The sequence below is a fragment of the Bacillus haynesii genome (assembly GCF_001969855.1).
In the GTDB taxonomy this organism is placed as follows: Bacteria; Bacillota; Bacilli; order Bacillales; family Bacillaceae; genus Bacillus; species Bacillus haynesii.
Map to the genome: position 1 here is coordinate 229,022 of NZ_MRBL01000001.1, position 16,131 is coordinate 245,152.

General features: G+C 47.5%; 13 protein-coding genes. 4 read left to right on the forward strand and 9 right to left on the reverse strand.

What is annotated here, in order from left to right; genetic code table 11:
• The first annotated feature begins 3 nt into the window (after positions 1-3).
• Entirely contained in the window at positions 4-1,029 is a 1,026-nt protein-coding gene (locus tag BTA31_RS01145) for a pectate lyase family protein (protein WP_076788401.1), read from the forward strand.
• Positions 1,030-1,066: 37 nt separating this feature from the next.
• Here BTA31_RS01145 and BTA31_RS01150 read toward each other — a convergent pair whose 3' ends face one another.
• The 5 genes from BTA31_RS01150 to BTA31_RS01170 form a co-directional block, all read right to left on the reverse strand.
• The gene (locus tag BTA31_RS01150; protein ID WP_076788403.1) at positions 1,067-1,918 is read right to left on the reverse strand and encodes an NAD(P)H-hydrate dehydratase; all 852 of its coding nucleotides are present in this window, start codon (positions 1,916-1,918) and stop codon (positions 1,067-1,069) included.
• A 170-nt stretch (positions 1,919-2,088) separates the two neighbouring features.
• Positions 2,089-3,843, reverse strand: coding sequence for a thiol reductant ABC exporter subunit CydC (gene cydC / locus BTA31_RS01155; RefSeq protein ID WP_076788406.1), 1,755 nt, complete (start codon positions 3,841-3,843; stop codon positions 2,089-2,091).
• Positions 3,840-5,564 carry a thiol reductant ABC exporter subunit CydD gene (gene cydD, locus BTA31_RS01160; protein WP_076788408.1) on the reverse strand — a complete coding sequence of 575 codons (1,725 nt, stop codon included), beginning with the start codon at positions 5,562-5,564 and terminating at the stop codon, positions 3,840-3,842. Before cydD ends, cydC begins: the two co-directional genes overlap by 4 nt.
• Positions 5,564-6,580, reverse strand: a complete 1,017-nt coding sequence (gene cydB / locus BTA31_RS01165; protein WP_043926870.1) for a cytochrome d ubiquinol oxidase subunit II — start codon at positions 6,578-6,580, stop codon at positions 5,564-5,566. The genes cydD and cydB overlap by 1 nt, the downstream gene beginning before the upstream one ends.
• Positions 6,567-7,973, reverse strand: a complete 1,407-nt coding sequence (locus tag BTA31_RS01170) for a cytochrome ubiquinol oxidase subunit I (protein WP_076788411.1) — start codon at positions 7,971-7,973, stop codon at positions 6,567-6,569. Before BTA31_RS01170 ends, cydB begins: the two co-directional genes overlap by 14 nt.
• Positions 7,974-8,798: 825 nt before the next feature.
• Here BTA31_RS01170 and BTA31_RS01180 point away from each other — a divergent pair.
• Positions 8,799-9,587 (forward strand): formate/nitrite transporter family protein, encoded by a 789-nt coding sequence (locus BTA31_RS01180; protein WP_043926866.1) that lies wholly within the window; start codon positions 8,799-8,801, stop codon positions 9,585-9,587.
• A gap of 84 nt (positions 9,588-9,671) precedes the next feature.
• Positions 9,672-10,061 carry a DUF1259 domain-containing protein gene (locus BTA31_RS01185; RefSeq protein WP_076788416.1) on the forward strand — a complete coding sequence of 130 codons (390 nt, stop codon included), beginning with the start codon at positions 9,672-9,674 and terminating at the stop codon, positions 10,059-10,061.
• A gap of 17 nt (positions 10,062-10,078) precedes the next feature.
• Here the strand turns inward: BTA31_RS01185 and BTA31_RS01190 are convergent, their stop codons facing one another.
• The 4 genes from BTA31_RS01190 to BTA31_RS01205 all read right to left on the reverse strand — a co-directional run bounded on the left by BTA31_RS01190 (position 10,079) and on the right by BTA31_RS01205 (position 15,525).
• Positions 10,079-11,410, reverse strand: a complete 1,332-nt coding sequence (locus BTA31_RS01190; protein WP_076788419.1) for an NAD-dependent malic enzyme — start codon at positions 11,408-11,410, stop codon at positions 10,079-10,081.
• A gap of 34 nt (positions 11,411-11,444) precedes the next feature.
• Complete coding sequence (nhaC, locus tag BTA31_RS01195) at positions 11,445-12,842, reverse strand: Na+/H+ antiporter NhaC (protein ID WP_043926862.1); 1,398 nt, start codon at positions 12,840-12,842, stop codon at positions 11,445-11,447.
• Between the two features lie 243 nt (positions 12,843-13,085).
• Positions 13,086-14,513, reverse strand: coding sequence for an aspartate ammonia-lyase (gene aspA / locus BTA31_RS01200; RefSeq protein WP_043926861.1), 1,428 nt, complete (start codon positions 14,511-14,513; stop codon positions 13,086-13,088).
• Positions 14,514-14,535: 22 nt separating this feature from the next.
• Positions 14,536-15,525 carry an asparaginase gene (locus tag BTA31_RS01205; RefSeq protein ID WP_043926860.1) on the reverse strand — a complete coding sequence of 330 codons (990 nt, stop codon included), beginning with the start codon at positions 15,523-15,525 and terminating at the stop codon, positions 14,536-14,538.
• Between the two features lie 215 nt (positions 15,526-15,740).
• On the opposite strand from BTA31_RS01205, the gene BTA31_RS01210 reads away from it, so the two are divergent.
• A complete protein-coding gene (locus BTA31_RS01210; RefSeq protein WP_043926859.1) occupies positions 15,741-16,088 on the forward strand; it encodes a helix-turn-helix domain-containing protein in 348 nt (115 codons plus the stop codon).
• Positions 16,089-16,131 lie beyond the last annotated feature (43 nt).

Genomic DNA, 16,131 nt, shown 5'->3' on the forward strand with positions numbered 1-16,131 from the left:
TTGATGAAGAAATTAATCAGCATCATCTTTATCTTTGTATTAGGAGTTATCGGGTCATTGACAGCGGCGGTTTCGGCAGAAGCAGCTTCCTCGTTAAGCTCAGGCAAAGTAAATCCGCTTGCAGACTTCAGCTTAAAAGGCTTCGCGACACTAAACGGCGGAACAACGGGCGGAGAAGGCGGTCGGACGGTAACTGTCACAACGGGAGATCAGCTGATTGCGGCATTAAAAAATAAGAATGCAAATACGCCTTTAAAAATTTATGTCAACGGCACCATTACAACCTCAAATACATCCGCATCAAAGATTGACGTCAAAGACGTGTCAAACGTATCGATTGTCGGGTCAGGGACCAAAGGCGAACTCAAAGGGATCGGCATCAAAATATGGCGGGCCAACAACATCATCATCCGCAACTTGAAAATTCACGAGGTCGCCTCAGGCGATAAAGACGCAATTGGCATTGAAGGCCCTTCTAAAAACATTTGGGTTGATCATAATGAGCTTTACCACAGCCTGAACGTTGACAAAGATTACTATGACGGATTATTTGACGTCAAAAGAGATGCGGAATATATTACATTCTCTTGGAACTATGTGCACGATGGGTGGAAATCAATGCTGATGGGCTCATCGGACAGCGACAATTACAACAGGACGATTACATTCCATCATAACTGGTTTGAGAATCTGAATTCGCGTGTGCCGTCATTCCGTTTCGGAGAGGGCCACATTTACAACAACTATTTCAATAAAATCATCGACAGCGGAATTAATTCGAGGATGGGCGCGCGAATCAAAATTGAGAACAACCTTTTTGAAAATGCCAAAGATCCGATTGTCTCTTGGTACAGCAGTTCACCGGGCTATTGGCATGTATCCAACAACAAATTTGTAAACTCCAGAGGCAGCATGCCAACTACCTCTACTACAACCTATAATCCGCCATACAGCTACTCACTCGACAATGTCGACAATGTAAAATCAATCGTCAAGCAAAATGCCGGAGTCGGCAAAATCAATCCATAAGCTTTGAGGTGAAACGTTCGGAGGCATTCCGGGCGTTTCACTCTTTTCCATCCTCATACGCTTTCCATACCGTTGGCAGCAGATCGGAAAGTTCATGCGCAAGGAGCGTATGGGCCGATCTGGTCTTTGTCCATTCGTCCGCACATGCACCGTGCAAGTGGACAGCATTCAGCACCGCTTCTCTCGGATTCTCATGACAGCACAGCATCCCCAGAAGCATCCCGGTCAACGTATCCCCCGTTCCTCCCTTTGCCAGCGCCCCGTTTCCCGTTACATTCCTCCAGCACTCGCCGTCGGGGAAAGCGATGATCGTTTCATTGCCTTTCAAGACAAGAGTAACACCGTGTTCCTCCGCATAATCTCGAGCATAACCGACCCTGTTTGCCTCAATTTCTCGAATGGACAAGCCTGTCATTCTCGAAAATTCGCCCGGATGCGGCGTTAATACCACCGGCGCTTCCCGTTCTTGATATGATCGTTTTGAAAGAGCACCCGCATCAAGGACAACCGGGCAGTCTTTCGCCACTACGCTCCGGACCGCTTGCTCAGTCATTTGCGAAGGCGGCAGCCCAGGCCCGATCGTAATCGCCCGGTAAGGTTCGGCAATCTCGCCGGACGCCGCCTTTTCTGCGCCGTCCCGCCAATACGTCGCTTCAGGAAGAACAGGTACGATCAGCGGAATCGCACTCCCGCACGTTCCGATGACAAGCTTTCCAAGACCGCTCCGCATCGCCCCGATTCCTGCAAGGAGGGCCGCTCCCGGCATATCTTCACTTCCCGCGAGCAATAGGCCGGTTCCATAAGTTCCTTTATGACTTCCATTCCCCCTTTTCGGCAATGAACCCTTCACGCGGTCTTTCGTCCATATCGGCAATTGTTCTGCAGACATCCAAGATCACACCTTTCAATACAAAGTTTAAACAAACGTTTAATTAAATTGTAACTGAATCATACCCTTCACTGCTCTTTAACATGCAAAATAGAGCAGTTGATGAACGGGCCATTTTAAATTTATATAAAAAAGACAGCTTCACAACTTGAAGCTGTCTTTGGCGGTTTTCAACTAAGAAAGCGGCCGACAGGCGCATCCAGTCGATAAAGTCTTGAATAGCGCGGGTTGTTTTCCAAAAGCTGCTGATGGCTCCCTGCCATTGCAAGCTTTCCGTTATCTAAAAACAGAATCCGGTCGGCCGCTTCGGCTCCTGCCAAATGGTGTGTGATCCATAGAACAGTCTTCCCATCAAGCACTTGAAACATCGTTGATAGAAGCTCCTTCTCTGTTTTAGGATCAAGGCCTACGGTCGGTTCATCCAATACAACGATTGGCGCATCCTGCAGCAGAATCCGCGCCAATGCAATCCGCTGACGTTCTCCGCCTGAAAAACGGATACCCGTTTCCTGAACAGATGTATGATATCCTTCGGGAAGAGACTGTACATAATCGTGAAGCTTCACCTGGCGCGCCGCCCAATACACGTCCTCATCGCTCGCGTCAGGGTTCCCGAGCCTGATATTATTCAAAACCGTCGTATCAAACAGGTGCGGCTGCTGATTAAAAACGGAGACTACGCGTGAGATTTCTTCCTGAAGAGACTGCGCAGAAATGCCGTTCAATGTAATGTTTCCTTTAGAAGGAGCGAGCGCGCCTTGTATCAACGACAAGATGGTCGATTTACCTGCACCGCTCGGACCGAGCAAAGCCGTCTTTTCACCCTGCTTTAATATAAATGAAACACCGTCCAACACTGGATGGCTTTGTTCATAAGAAAAAGAAACATCTTTAAAGCGAAGCGTGACATCGTCCAAACCTACGGCCTCCGCCCGTTCCTGCTGAACAGCGGCCACGTTTTCTTCCCTTTTCGACGGCTGAAGCCCGTCCATTCTTTCTAACGAATCCTGATACTCAGGGATTGACGCCGCTGCGTCTGAAAGCGGAAAGAAAGCTTCCGTCAAAGGAAACACAACAAGGACAAACGCCGCAATAAACACAGGAGCCAGAGCGCCTTCCGCACTTTGTCCGCCCGCCCATATTAACATCAAAAGAACAAGTCCTGCCGCCAGGCATTGCATGGCAAAGTCCCTCCAACGACTGAAGCGCATCCGTTTCCTTTCGATCGCCAGCCATTCCTGCTCTGCCGCTTCATACGAATGGACGAAGTCGTTTTGCCGGCCGCTGAAAACCCAGTCACTCACGCCCATGACCGCGTCTGTCAGCTGACGGTACAAGAGGCTCCGTCCTCTTTTCAGCGCAACATTTTTTGCCCTTGTCACAAGCAGAGAAACAAGCGGAACAAGAAACACGAAAACCGCGGCATAGATCGCCATTAGTCCTGCAAAAGGCCATGAAAAAAAGCCGATAGCAGCGATGAATACGCCATATAAAAGAAGCGCTGACAGCCCGGGAAATACCGTTCTCAAATACATGTCCTGCAAATGCTCAACATCGTCGGCCAACATGCCGAGCATATCCCCCGTCCGGAAGCGTTCACGCCATTTTAAAGCTTGAGGTTCGAGCATCCTGTAAAGCCTGACGCGCATATCGGATAAAATTTTCAAGATGATATGGTGTCCGGTCAACCGCTCAACATAACGCGACACCGAGCGCAGAATCCCGAAGGTGCGTACCGCTACGATCGGGACATAGATCATCAAAACATTTTCCGGACGCGTAGCCGCTTTGGATATTAAATAACCGGAGGTAAACATGAGAGCAGCCGCCGAGCATGCCGTCAACCCGCCAAGCAGCACGACAATGATCAAAAGCCTTATATTTTTCTTGATATAGGGCAGAATCCACCCGTCTTCATTGTTCATGATGCACCTCCAAACGACTGCGCCTGCACGAGCTCGTAATAAACGCCCTGCTTTTCAATCAGTTCTTGATGTGTACCGGTTTCAGCCACCTGCCCATCTTTCAGAACGATAATTTCATCCATATCAAGCATCCAGTGAAGGCGATGGGTTGCCAAAAAAACCAGCTTGTCTTCAAACAGTTTCAGCATCGTTTTTTTCAACTCGTATTCTGTCTCGATATCCAAGTGAGCGGTCGGCTCATCTAAAAGGAGAATCGGACGGTTGCCCAGAAAAGCCCGGGCAACGGCAGTACGCTGCGCCTGTCCACCGCTTAATGCCCTCCCGCCTTCACCGATCCGCTCTTTCAAGCCGCACGGAAGCTGATCAATCAGCTCCGACAGCCCGGCGGCTCTTGCTGCCTGTGCAACGTCTTCGTCAGAAGCGCCGGGATGATAAAAACGGATATTGGCTTCGAGCGTATCAGGAAAGATATAGGGATGCTGGGGAATATACAGGAGCTGATTTTGCCAGCTGTCCGTCTGCAAATGCGTCCTCTCTTTTCCCCCGACTTTGATAACGCCGCTTTTCGTTTCCAGGAAACCGCCGAGCACATCGATAAGCGTAGATTTTCCGGCACCGCTTTCCCCGATGATGCCGATTTTTTTCTTTCCTTTAAACGATAGGGAAATGCCGGATAAAGAGCAGTTTTTCTCATCTTCATGCCGCACATCTACATACTTGAACTCGATTTGATCATCGTCAGACCATCGCTCAAGATCCAAAGCCTCCTCATCCTTGAAACCGGGCGAATCCAATATCGCCTTGATCGCCTTACCGGCTTCCCGGCCGTTCAATGTAGCATGATAGTCATTCCCGACTTCCCGGACAGGGAGAAAAAATTCAGGCGCAAGAATCAGAATGGCAAGAGCCGGCTCCAGCATGATGGTGCCGTCAACAAGACCGAGACCGAGAAAAACGGCAACAGTTGCCACGGACAGCATGGTGAAAAAATCAAGTGCAAACGATGACAGAAAGGCGATCTTAAGCGTGCTCATCGTCGCCTTCCTGTACCGTTCACTCACATGAAAAATATTCTTAGTATGTGAACGGCTGATACCCAGCACTTTCAATGTTTCCAGGCCGCGCAAGGAATCTGTAAAATGATTTGAAAGCATCTCATACGTCTTCCATTGGCTGTCCGCTTTTCTTTTTGCCGCATACCCGAGAAGGATCATAAAAGCGATTAAAATCGGCATTGTAATGATTAATACAGCAGCGGAAGATGTGTCTTTAAAAAAGACATAACAGACAACCGCCGGAGGTATAACGGCCATGCTGACCATTTTCGGCAAAAACAGCTCTAAATAGCGGCGGAACTGCGCAATTCCTTCCATTGCGAGTGTGACGACATGACCTGTTCCTTCTTTTCGCGCCAGCCTGGGGCCGGATCGGAAAAGCTTCTCCAAAAACTTTTTCCGCATGTCGGCCCCCGTCTCGGCGGCATAATCAAAAATCAGCCTTTGCCTGACAAGGGTCACGGCATGGCGGAATAAAAAAGCGGCGGCAAATAAGATGATCAGCGGAAAGAGCGAACCGACCCGCTCACCGTTAAAAAGGCGGGTCACCGCTTCAGCAAGCCATTCGGCCTGCATGATAATAGCGGCGCCCTGCATGCATGTCAGTACAGTGAGTACTGCAAGAATTCGTTTCATCCCTTTATATTGCAAAAGATCTTTTCCCATTAATAAATCATTGGCTCCTTACTGCTGACCCGTTTTCTAAAAACATAGTAGCTCCAGATCTGATAGCCCAGCACGAACGGAAGCAGTGACAGCGCGACGATCGTCATGACCTTTAAAGAATAGTCGCCTGATGAAGCATTATAAACGGTTAAATCATATGCGCTTTTGACCGAGCTGATCATGACGCGCGGGAACAGTGCAGTGAAAATCGTCGCCACTGTAAGAGCGATCCCTGCGCCCGTCATGGCAAATGTCCAGCCGTCGCGTTTTTGTTTCATAAACACGATCGACAGCACATAGCAAACGACAATCAGAGCCGCAAGCGGTATCGTCACATGTCCCCTGCCCGTGAACAAGTCCGTTTCAAAAATGGATAAAGCAACAAAGGCAACAAGCGCCGCCAAAACGGCAAATACGACTTTTCTGGCCAGCTGTCTTGCCCGGTCGCGCAAATCAGCTTCCGTTCTCAATGTTATAAAGATCAGTCCATGCAGCAGGCAGAGAAGCGTAACAGTGACTCCCCCTGTCACGGAATAGACGTTCACATAATCAGTAAAACCGGCGTGCAGATTCATATCGGCATCGATCGGCATGCCGCGCAAGATGCTGGTAAACAAAACACCGAACAAAAACGGGGGCAGGATGCTGCCGAAAAATACGACCCAATCCCATGTTTTCTTCCATTTTGCGGTTTCGACTTTTCCTCTAAATTCAAACGCGACCCCGCGGCCGATCAATGCAAGAAGAACAAAGACAAACGGAATGTAATATCCGCTGAACATCGTGGCATACCAGTTCGGAAAAGCAGCGAAAATTGCGCCTCCCCCGGTCAGCAGCCAGACTTCATTGGCATCCCAGAAAGGACCGATCGTATTGATCATCACCCTCCGTTCAAGCTCGTTGCGCCCGAGAAACCGGGTCGCCATTCCGACGCCGAAATCAAAGCCTTCAAGAAAGAAAAAACCGATGAACAGCACAGCGACTAATATAAACCAAAGTTCATTAAGAGATACCATGGTAAACCTCCTGATCAAACGGGTCTGTCGATACGGAATCATCATGATGGTGGTCATGGTGTGCAGCCCCTTTTTTAATCTCCCGTACAAACAAGTAGACAAGAACGAGCGCCAGTACAAGATAAATCGCTGTAAACGCGATGACAGAGAACAGCAGCATTCCCGCTGATACGTTCGGCGACACGGACTGGGCCGTTGTCAAAATACCGAACACTGTCCACGGCTGGCGTCCGATTTCAGTCATGATCCACCCCGCCGTATTTGCGATGAATGGAAAGGCGATCAAAGCTACCATTGTCCGCAAGAACCATTTGCTTGTTTCGAGTCTTTTGCGGAAGCTGAGATAAAGACCCGTCAAAGCGGCAACGATCATTAAAAGCCCTGAACCGGCCATGATTCTGAAGCTCCAGAACGTCGTTTTCACCGGTGGAATATAATTTCCTTCTCCGTATTTTTCTTCATATTGCTTTTGCAGTGTCTTCATTCCGGGCACATCACCGCTGAATTGTTTGTAAGCCAAATAGCTGAGCGCATACGGGATGCTGAGCTCGGATTTGTTTTCCTGCTTGTCCGTGTCAATGTTCGCAAGCACCGTCCAAGCTGCCGGATCACCGCTGTCATCCCAAAGGGCTTCACTGGCAGCCATTTTCATCGGCTGGCTCTTCATCAGATGCTGTGCCTGCTCATGTCCGCTGAACGCTACGCCGATGCCGGAAACAAGCGCCACAATCATCGCGATTTGAAAGGATTTTTTAAAAAAGAGCAATTCCTGTTTTTTCAGCATTTTATACGCGCTGACACCGGCAATGAAAAATGCCCCAGTGGCAAGCGCACCGAAAATGACGTGCGGAAATTCAACCCATAGCTGCGGGTTTTTAATAATCGCAAAGAAATCGGTCATTTCAGCGCGGCCGTTTTTGATCGCGAATCCGACAGGCTCCTGCATAAACGAGTTGGCCGCCAAAATCCAAAACGCCGACATGATCGTTCCAAGAGAAACAAGCCAGATGGACAGCAAATGGATCTTCTTCGGAAGCCGGTCCCAGCCGAATATCCACAAACCGATAAACGTCGATTCCATAAAGAAAGCGAGCAGCGCTTCCACCGCGAGCGGAGCGCCGAATACATCACCGACAAAGCGGGAGTACTCCGACCAGTTCATTCCGAACTGAAATTCCTGTAAAATCCCGGTGACCACACCGACTGCAAAATTAATTAAAAATAAGTGCCCCCAAAATTTAGCCATCGTTCTGTAAATGTCTTTTTTCTTTACGACATAAAGGGTTTCCATTAAAGCAACCATAAAGACAAGCCCGATTGACATCGGTACAAAAATAAAGTGAAAGATCGTTGTTGAAGCAAATTGAAATCTTGCCAAAATGAGTTCGTCCACTGTTCCAGTCTCCTCCTCTTTGTTCTAGCCGGACCAAAAGGGCATCACCCTTGCTCAAAATTTCACATACATCTCATGATCATGATCACAGTCAAAAGGGTGACCTCAGCCCACATTGATGTTCTGTTATTATCCGGATGGTTATTTATACCTGTACTTTACCGCGAATTCCTTCTTAAATAAAGTATATTTTTCCTAATTTATGGATGTTATTGTGACAATTATACGAAGGAATTATAGCTATTTTGTGACATGATGGTTATCAAGAACTAAATCGACATGAGAAAAATGCCCCGCATTCACGTGGAGCATTTCGTCATTCAGCGTCTGTGATTCTTTGTACAAAGCCTGTCGCATCAATAGAATACCGTTATATGCAATGAAACAAATTCGGCATTTTCCTTCAGTGCGCGCGCACCTTACAGAACGTCCTGCTATTTTGTCCAATCTGTGAAATCTTCCTTCCGCCTTCTGTGCAGTCCCTTCATTCATTTGCTGATTTATCCCCACTAAGCCTTCACGCAGCACTGCTGACTGAACTGTACGTTTGAGATTCCTCTCTGCACAGCCATCTTGCATATCGATTTGAAACCGGTCCCGCTGGTCACATACAAAACACCGCTCCCTCTGACTTTTAACGAAGGGAATATTTATTACGTAAGAATAAACAATAAACGATACCCTGTTTATTCTATGAAAATCGAACCATACATTTGTTCAAACAAAATACACAAAATTTGTGAAATGTTTCACAATATCCTGCTATACTTAGGTTGTATTTATGATAGATACTTCTTAAGTAAACACTTGATGGTGGTGGAAAACATGGAATCAAAATCACTTGTTCTTGTCGAAGAACTTGCTTTAAAAAAGCAAAGCATCTTTATGCAAAGCCCGCTTCGCTATCTTTTACGAGCCATGCTGGCCAGTATGTTTATCGGGTTCGGAGTCATTGTAGCGTTTAAAACGGGGAATCTCTTTTATGTTGAACATTCTCCGTTCACATATCCAATTGCAGCAATCACATTTGGGGGCGCCATTATTCTGATCGTCTATGGCGGAGGAGATTTATTTACGGGAAATACATTTTATTATACATTGGCTGCGCTTCGTAAAAAAATGCGCTGGCCCACTGTTATCAAGCTGTGGATGTTCAGCTATGCAGGAAATTTAATGGGCGCCGTTTTTTTCGCAGGCCTCATCTTTGCGACCGGCTTATTTAAGGATCCTTCTTCCACCGGCTTTATTCTCAGCGTGGCGGAGCATAAAATGAATACGCCGGTGACCGAATTGTTCTTTAAAGCGATTCTGTGTAACTGGCTTGTCTGCCTTGCGTTTTTTGTTCCGATGGCGCAAAAAGGAGACGGAGCAAAAATGTTCTCTATGATGCTGTTTGTTTTTACTTTCTTTATTTCCGGTTATGAACACAGCATCGCGAACATGGCCACTTTTGCCGTCTCCCTGGTGACCGAGCATCCGGATACGATTTCGATTGCAGGTGCAATCCATAACTTAATTCCGGTAACACTCGGGAACCTGATCGGAGGCGCGTTTATGATGGGCTTCATGTACCACTATGCTAACAAGCCTGGCGGTGAAGAAATCATCAAATAAAAGGATCGTCCATTTTTAAAGGATTCTAAATATGCGGGTTCCCTTCATAAAATCGTGGTAACTTTAAAAATGGAGGTTCAACAGATGCAAAGTTTTCATTCGCTTTGCCGGCAATTTGGACATATTTTAAATGGGGAGCCGCACATTGAACACGGTGTCTGTTCTGTCAGCATCAAACGGAATTTGCGTGTCGCGATTCAAGGAAGACCAAGCCGGGGAGTCGGCATGGAAGAAGTCATGTTCGAATCGCTCGATCAAAACGGAATCGCCTTGAATATGGCCGAAGTCGCCATTTTGCCTGAAGAAGTTCCGCTGTTTACAAAAAAGCTTGTCGATCAGGGCATCATCATCAGCGCTCTCCACAACCATTGGATTTTTACAAAACCGAATATTTTATATATTCATTTTCAATCTGTAGAACCGCCGTTAACATTCGCAAGAAAAACAGCTGCCGCTTTATCCGTATTGCGATAAAGCGGCAGCTGTTTTCTTTATCCGTTCATTTTTCCCATTTCTGAAAGTGCGACCCTTTCGACTGCTTTGGCCACAATCTCGTGAACTTCAGGGTTCAGCGGATGAGGCACAAGATCGCCTTGTTTTGTGCAGGATGCGATCGCTTCGGCGGCCGCAACCAGCATCGGGTGGCTGATCGAATCCGCTCCGGCATTTAACACGCCCCTGAAAATACCGGGGAATCCCAGCACATTGTTGACAGACCGTCCGTCCGCAGCATAGGCTGCCCCGGCCTCGAGCGCATCCTCAGGCTCAATCTCCGGCTTCGGATTGGACAGAGCCAAAATCACCTGGCCTTCCCGAACCCATTTCTTATTGATCAATCCCTGAACACCGGTTGTCGCGACGATGATATCGCAGCTTTCCATCAATTCTTCAATGCTTTCAGCCGCATGGCCGCCATATTTCTCTAAACGCGCCATCGCCTCAAGCGATTTATCCGTTCCGACAACACGTTTTACTCCATATGCCATAAACATCCTGCAGATCGCGACCCCCGCCGCGCCCAGGCCGATTTGGCCGACATGGGCCTGCTTCAGATCGACCCCTGCACTCTTGGCGGCTGAAATGGCGGCCGCCAGCGTCACCACCGCAGTACCGTGCTGGTCGTCATGCATAACCGGAATATTCAGGTCGTTTTTCAGGCGCTCTTCGATTTCAAAACAATGTGGTGAGCCGATGTCTTCTAGCAAAATGCCGCTAAATCCGGGCGCAATGTTTTTAACCGTCCTCACGATTTCGTCAGGATCATTCGTATCGAGGAGAATCGGAACCCCGCTGATGGCCGCAAGCTGGTCGAAAAGTGCAGCCTTCCCTTCCATAACAGGCATTCCCGCCACAGGCCCTATGTCTCCCAAGCCAAGGATGGCCGTGCCGTCCGTTACAATTGCAACCGAATTGCCGATTCCGGTATAGATATTCGCTTTTTGCGGCTCTTCTTTAATGAGCTCGCACACGTTCGCGACACCCGGCGTATACACCCGCCGCAGATCAGCGAGCGAGCGAATCGGCATCTTGCTTTTCATGCGGATTTTGCCGCCTTCATGTGCAGCCAGCACGTCATCTGAAACGGTATGAAGGTGGATGCCTTCTTTTAAGTTGCGGATCACTTCAAGAATCTCGGTGAGCTGTTCTTCATGCTCAACTTGAACCGTAATGTTCCTCATCGTATAATTCGGCCCTACCTTAATCGTTTCAACCTCTCCGATATCACCGCCGGCAAGGCCGATCGCCGTTGTCACCTTTCCAAGGTTTCCGGGTGCTGAAGGGATTTCCAGCATCAAATTCCGAATAATATTGTTGCCATTCATAACAGAATACCTCCATCAATTGATTTAAAATCGGCTACTGAACAGGCGCGTCTTTTTTATCGGTGTACCAAATAAATTTACCTGTGTATCCGTACAAAATCGCAAGGCCGATTGAAACAAAGCTCAGCCACATGAACGGCAGATAAGAGAAGGTTGACACGCCGAGAATCCCCGCCATATAAATGCCGTTGTCTGACCACGGCACCATGCCCGACGTCATCGTACCGCCGACTTCCGCGTTTCTGGACAGCACCCTCCGGTCAATTCCGAGCTTGTCATAGCTTTTCTCCATAATCTTCGGCGTTAAAATGAGCGAGACATACATCGCGCAGCCGAACACATTTGCCAAGAAGGCGACGATAATCGTCGAGAATGTGACGTTGCCCGCAGAAGTCAGTTTTTGCTGGAACTTGGACACAATCACTTTTAGAACGCCTAAGTGCTCCAAGAGGCCGCCAAAGCCCAGACCGAGAATGATGACAACGACTGAACCGAGCATGCCCTGAATTCCTCCGCGGTTTAAGAGCTCGTCCATAAATTTGATCCCGGTGTCGATGGAAAAGCCGTTGTATGCTGTGCCGATCGCATCCGCAAAGTTCATGCCTTGGAAGACCGCAGCCCAGATCGCACCCAAAAGTGCGCCGATCGCGATCGTCGGCACAGAAGGCTTTCTCATCGCCAAAAGAACAATGACGACAATAGCCGGAACAAGCATCCAGATGTGAATATCAAACGTGTTCTGCAAAGAAGCTTTCAAAAATTCAACTTTTTCCAAATCAACATGTCGGCTTCCGTACATAAAGCCGGTGATGGTGAACAGGACCGCCGTGATCAAATAAGCGGGAACCGACAAATACAGCATCGCTCTGACATGGGTAATCACTTCGACCTTTGAAAGGGATGACGCCAGCACTGTACTATCAGAAAGCGGCGATAATTTATCTCCAAAGTAGGCTCCGGACAGCACGGCTCCGGCTACAAGCGGAAGCGGAAGCCCCAGCCCTTCCCCGATTGCCATCATGGCGATCCCGGCCGTTCCTACTGTGCCCCAAGACGTACCTGTGGCAACAGATGTGATCGAACAAATAATGAGCGTGGCAAGCAGGAATATGCTCGGATGGATAAACTCAAGCCCGTAATAAATCAAAGTCGGCACAACACCGCCGGCTATCCATGTGCCGATCAGAGCGCCGACGGAAATCAGGATCAATATCGCTTCAAGTCCATTTGAAATTCCGTTTGTAATCGATTTTTGCAAATCTTCATACCGGTGCCCCAGGCGCAGACCGAGCAAAATCACTAAGAACCATGAAATAAACAATGCCAGCTGAATCGGCAGATCGAATTTGACTGTAAATGAACAAACTATCGCTAAAAATGCACCTAATACAATAATGATTTCCAACATTGATGGCAACCGTGCTGTTTTCAACCTAAATCCCCCTTAATTATTGAAACGCTTTCAAAATAAACTACATAAAAATAGCAATCTACTTCAATTTTTTCTTAAAAATTTAACTAACAACGAACAGTATACCATGAAAAAGGCTGACTCGGTACCACTTCACCGCTGTTGTCCTTTCTCATCATAAAGTTATTGAGGGAAAGCGAAAACACTCTGTGTTTCTATCCCGGTAAAATGCTTCAGAGTGTTTTCGCATGCTGTTTTTCCAGCTTAATCCCGATTTAAAAGTTCAGCCCCGGCAATCCCCGGTTTTGTCATTTCATAAGGATTCAAAATCAGATCAAGCTCTTCTTCTGTCAACACATCGTTTTGAAGACAGAGGTCACGGACGGATTGCCCTGTTAAAATGGCTTCTCTCGCAATTCTTGCAGCTGCTTCGTAGCCTAGATGCGGGTTGACCGCAGTAATGACGCCTGCGCTTTTTTCGACGTATGCTTTTAAGCGTTTTTCATTCGCTTCAATACCTTCTACACAGTGATCGGTAAATGAACGGAATCCGTTGTTCATGATGCTGATGGATTGCAGGAGATTAAAGACGAGCACAGGCTCCATCACGTTCAGTTCGAGCTGTCCGGCTTCAGAAGCAAGGCAGATCGTATGGTCGTTTCCGATGACTTGGAATGCGATTTGGTTGATCAGCTCGGCCATAACCGGATTAACTTTTCCCGGCATGATGGATGACCCCGGCTGTCTTGCCGGAAGAGAAATCTCGGCAAGTCCTGCGCGCGGACCTGATGCCATCAACCGAAGGTCGTTGGCGATTTTCGACATGTTCATCATGCATACTTTTAATGCAGCTGAAACTTCTGTGTAAGCGTCCGTATTTTGCGTCGCATCCACCAGATGATCAGCGCCGACAAGCGGAAGACCGCTGATCTCAGCCAAGTGCTTGACGACATTTTCGATATAGCGCGGATCCGCGTTCAATCCCGTTCCAACTGCGGTAGCGCCCATATTGACTTCATACAGATGCTGGCGCGATTGTTTAATCCGTTTGATGTCGCGTTCGATCACGCGGCTGTAGGCTTCAAATTCCTGCCCAAGGCGGATCGGCACGGCGTCTTGAAGATGGGTGCGGCCCATTTTAATAACGTGGTCAAAGTCGCGCGCTTTTTTCTTAAACGCATCAAGCATGTATTCCATTGTGTCCAGCAGCTTTTCCAGCAGCTTAAGCGTTGAAATATGAATCGCCGTCGGGAATACGTCGTTTGTCGATTGGGACATATTGACGTGCGTATTCGGACTCAGATGAATATATTCGCCTTTCTTGTGACCGAGCAGTTCAAGTGCACGGTTTCCGATGACTTCGTTCGCGTTCATATTCATTGAAGTGCCTGCCCCGCCTTGGATCGGATCGACGATGAATTGATCATGCAGCTTTCCTTCAAGGATCTCATCAGCGGCTTGGACGATGGCATCTCCAAGGCCTTTATAAAGACGTTTTGTCTCCATGTTGGCAAGCGCCGCCGCTTTTTTCACCACTGCCAGCGCCTTGATCATTTCTTCGTGGATTTTATATCCTGTAATCGGGAAGTTTTCCGCTGCCCGCAATGTCTGAATACCGTAGTAGACATCGGCCGGAATCTTCTTTTCTCCGAGAAAATCCTTTTCCGTCCGGTATGTCATTTCAGCTTTCATTATTTAACCCTGCTTTCTTTTTTTAAATGATGATATCGTCTGCAATTGGCGTTTCCATAATCTTTTTGACTTCAGCTTGTTGTCCGGTTTTCCCTAAAGCCCACATCAGCTTCGGAACGATCGCTTCGGTGTTCATATTTCTCGAGCGGATGATGGCATCCTGGTTTACCTTGCGGCCGACCTCGTAAATGCTCATATCCTCTCCTTCTTCAAGGCATTGCGTCGTAATCGTTACAACCATTCCGGAATCGATCAGCTCGTTCACTTTTTCTAAAATATTTCTTTTCTCAAAAGGAATACCGCCGCTTCCGTAGCTCTCAATCACAATACCTTTATATGAACCTTTCAGACAATCAAAAAACTCAGGCTTTAATCCGGGATGAAGCTTCACCAGACAAACATCGGTATTTAAGGATGTATCGAGTTTCAAAGCGCCGGGCTTTACTTCGGGAACCCGTTTGTTATACTCGATTTCCTTGTCATGAATGAAAGCGATGTAAGGATAATTGATGCTTTCAAATGCATCGTAGCTTTTCGTTCTTAATTTGATCGCTCTCGTGCCTAAAATGACGCGGCCGTCAAAGACGACGTATACTCCGCCGATGCCGTCGCACGCAAAGCGGACCGCATCTTTAATATTTTTTTTCGCATCCGTTTTCTTAAATGTAATCGGAACTTGGGAACCCGTAATCGCAACAGGCTTATCAATATTCTGCAGCATGTATGAAAGCGCCGCCGAGGTGTAGGCCATCGTATCGGTTCCGTGCGTGATCACAAATCCGTCATAGCGGCTGTAATTCTCATGAACAGCCTCTGCCATCATCACCCAGTGTTCAGGCTGCATGTTGGTGCTGTCTATATCCATTAGAGATTGGCAATCTATCGTATAATTTGAATGATCATCAGATAAATAGTTGAGAAGCTCTTCCGCTTTAACCCCCGGAGCCAGTCCGTTTTCGCCTTCTACTGAAGCGATGGTCCCGCCGGTGGTCAACAGCAGTAACTTTTTCATGTGCTACACCTCTTTAAGAAGTAGTTTGATACAGTATAAAGCATGATTGATTTTAGCAAAGAAGGCTTGATACATCAGGAATGTATACGCTTTATGCGTACCTTCAATGCAATTATAGTCCTCAAATGTGAAATAATCAAGAAACTTTATTCATTTCGCGTACACTTTTGCTGATAATGTGCTATAATCACTGTGTATCAAAAGGAGCGTAAGATATGAATTTAGATCGATTAACAACACTGAGAAAAAATAAAAAATGGTCATTGCAATATACTGCCGACCGCCTCGGTATTGCGAAAAGCACTTACGCGGGCTATGAATCGGGCTACCGCCGCCCTTCTTTAGAGGCGCTTATCGAAATCGCTGATTTATTCAATACCTCCACCGATTTTTTGCTCGGCAGAGTTGACGATCCCCGGGATGAAAAGGCTAAAAACGAAGCCATTGAACTGACGGATTGGGATAAGCTCAAGCTGGCAGTCGACGGGACGCTTCTTTCCGAAGAAGAAATCAAGCAGATGGTTGCGTTTATCAAGGTTAAAAAAGAGCTGGATGCGGGGTAAAATGACAGCGGTTAACCGCATGCTGCAAGTGTTATAAAAAGAA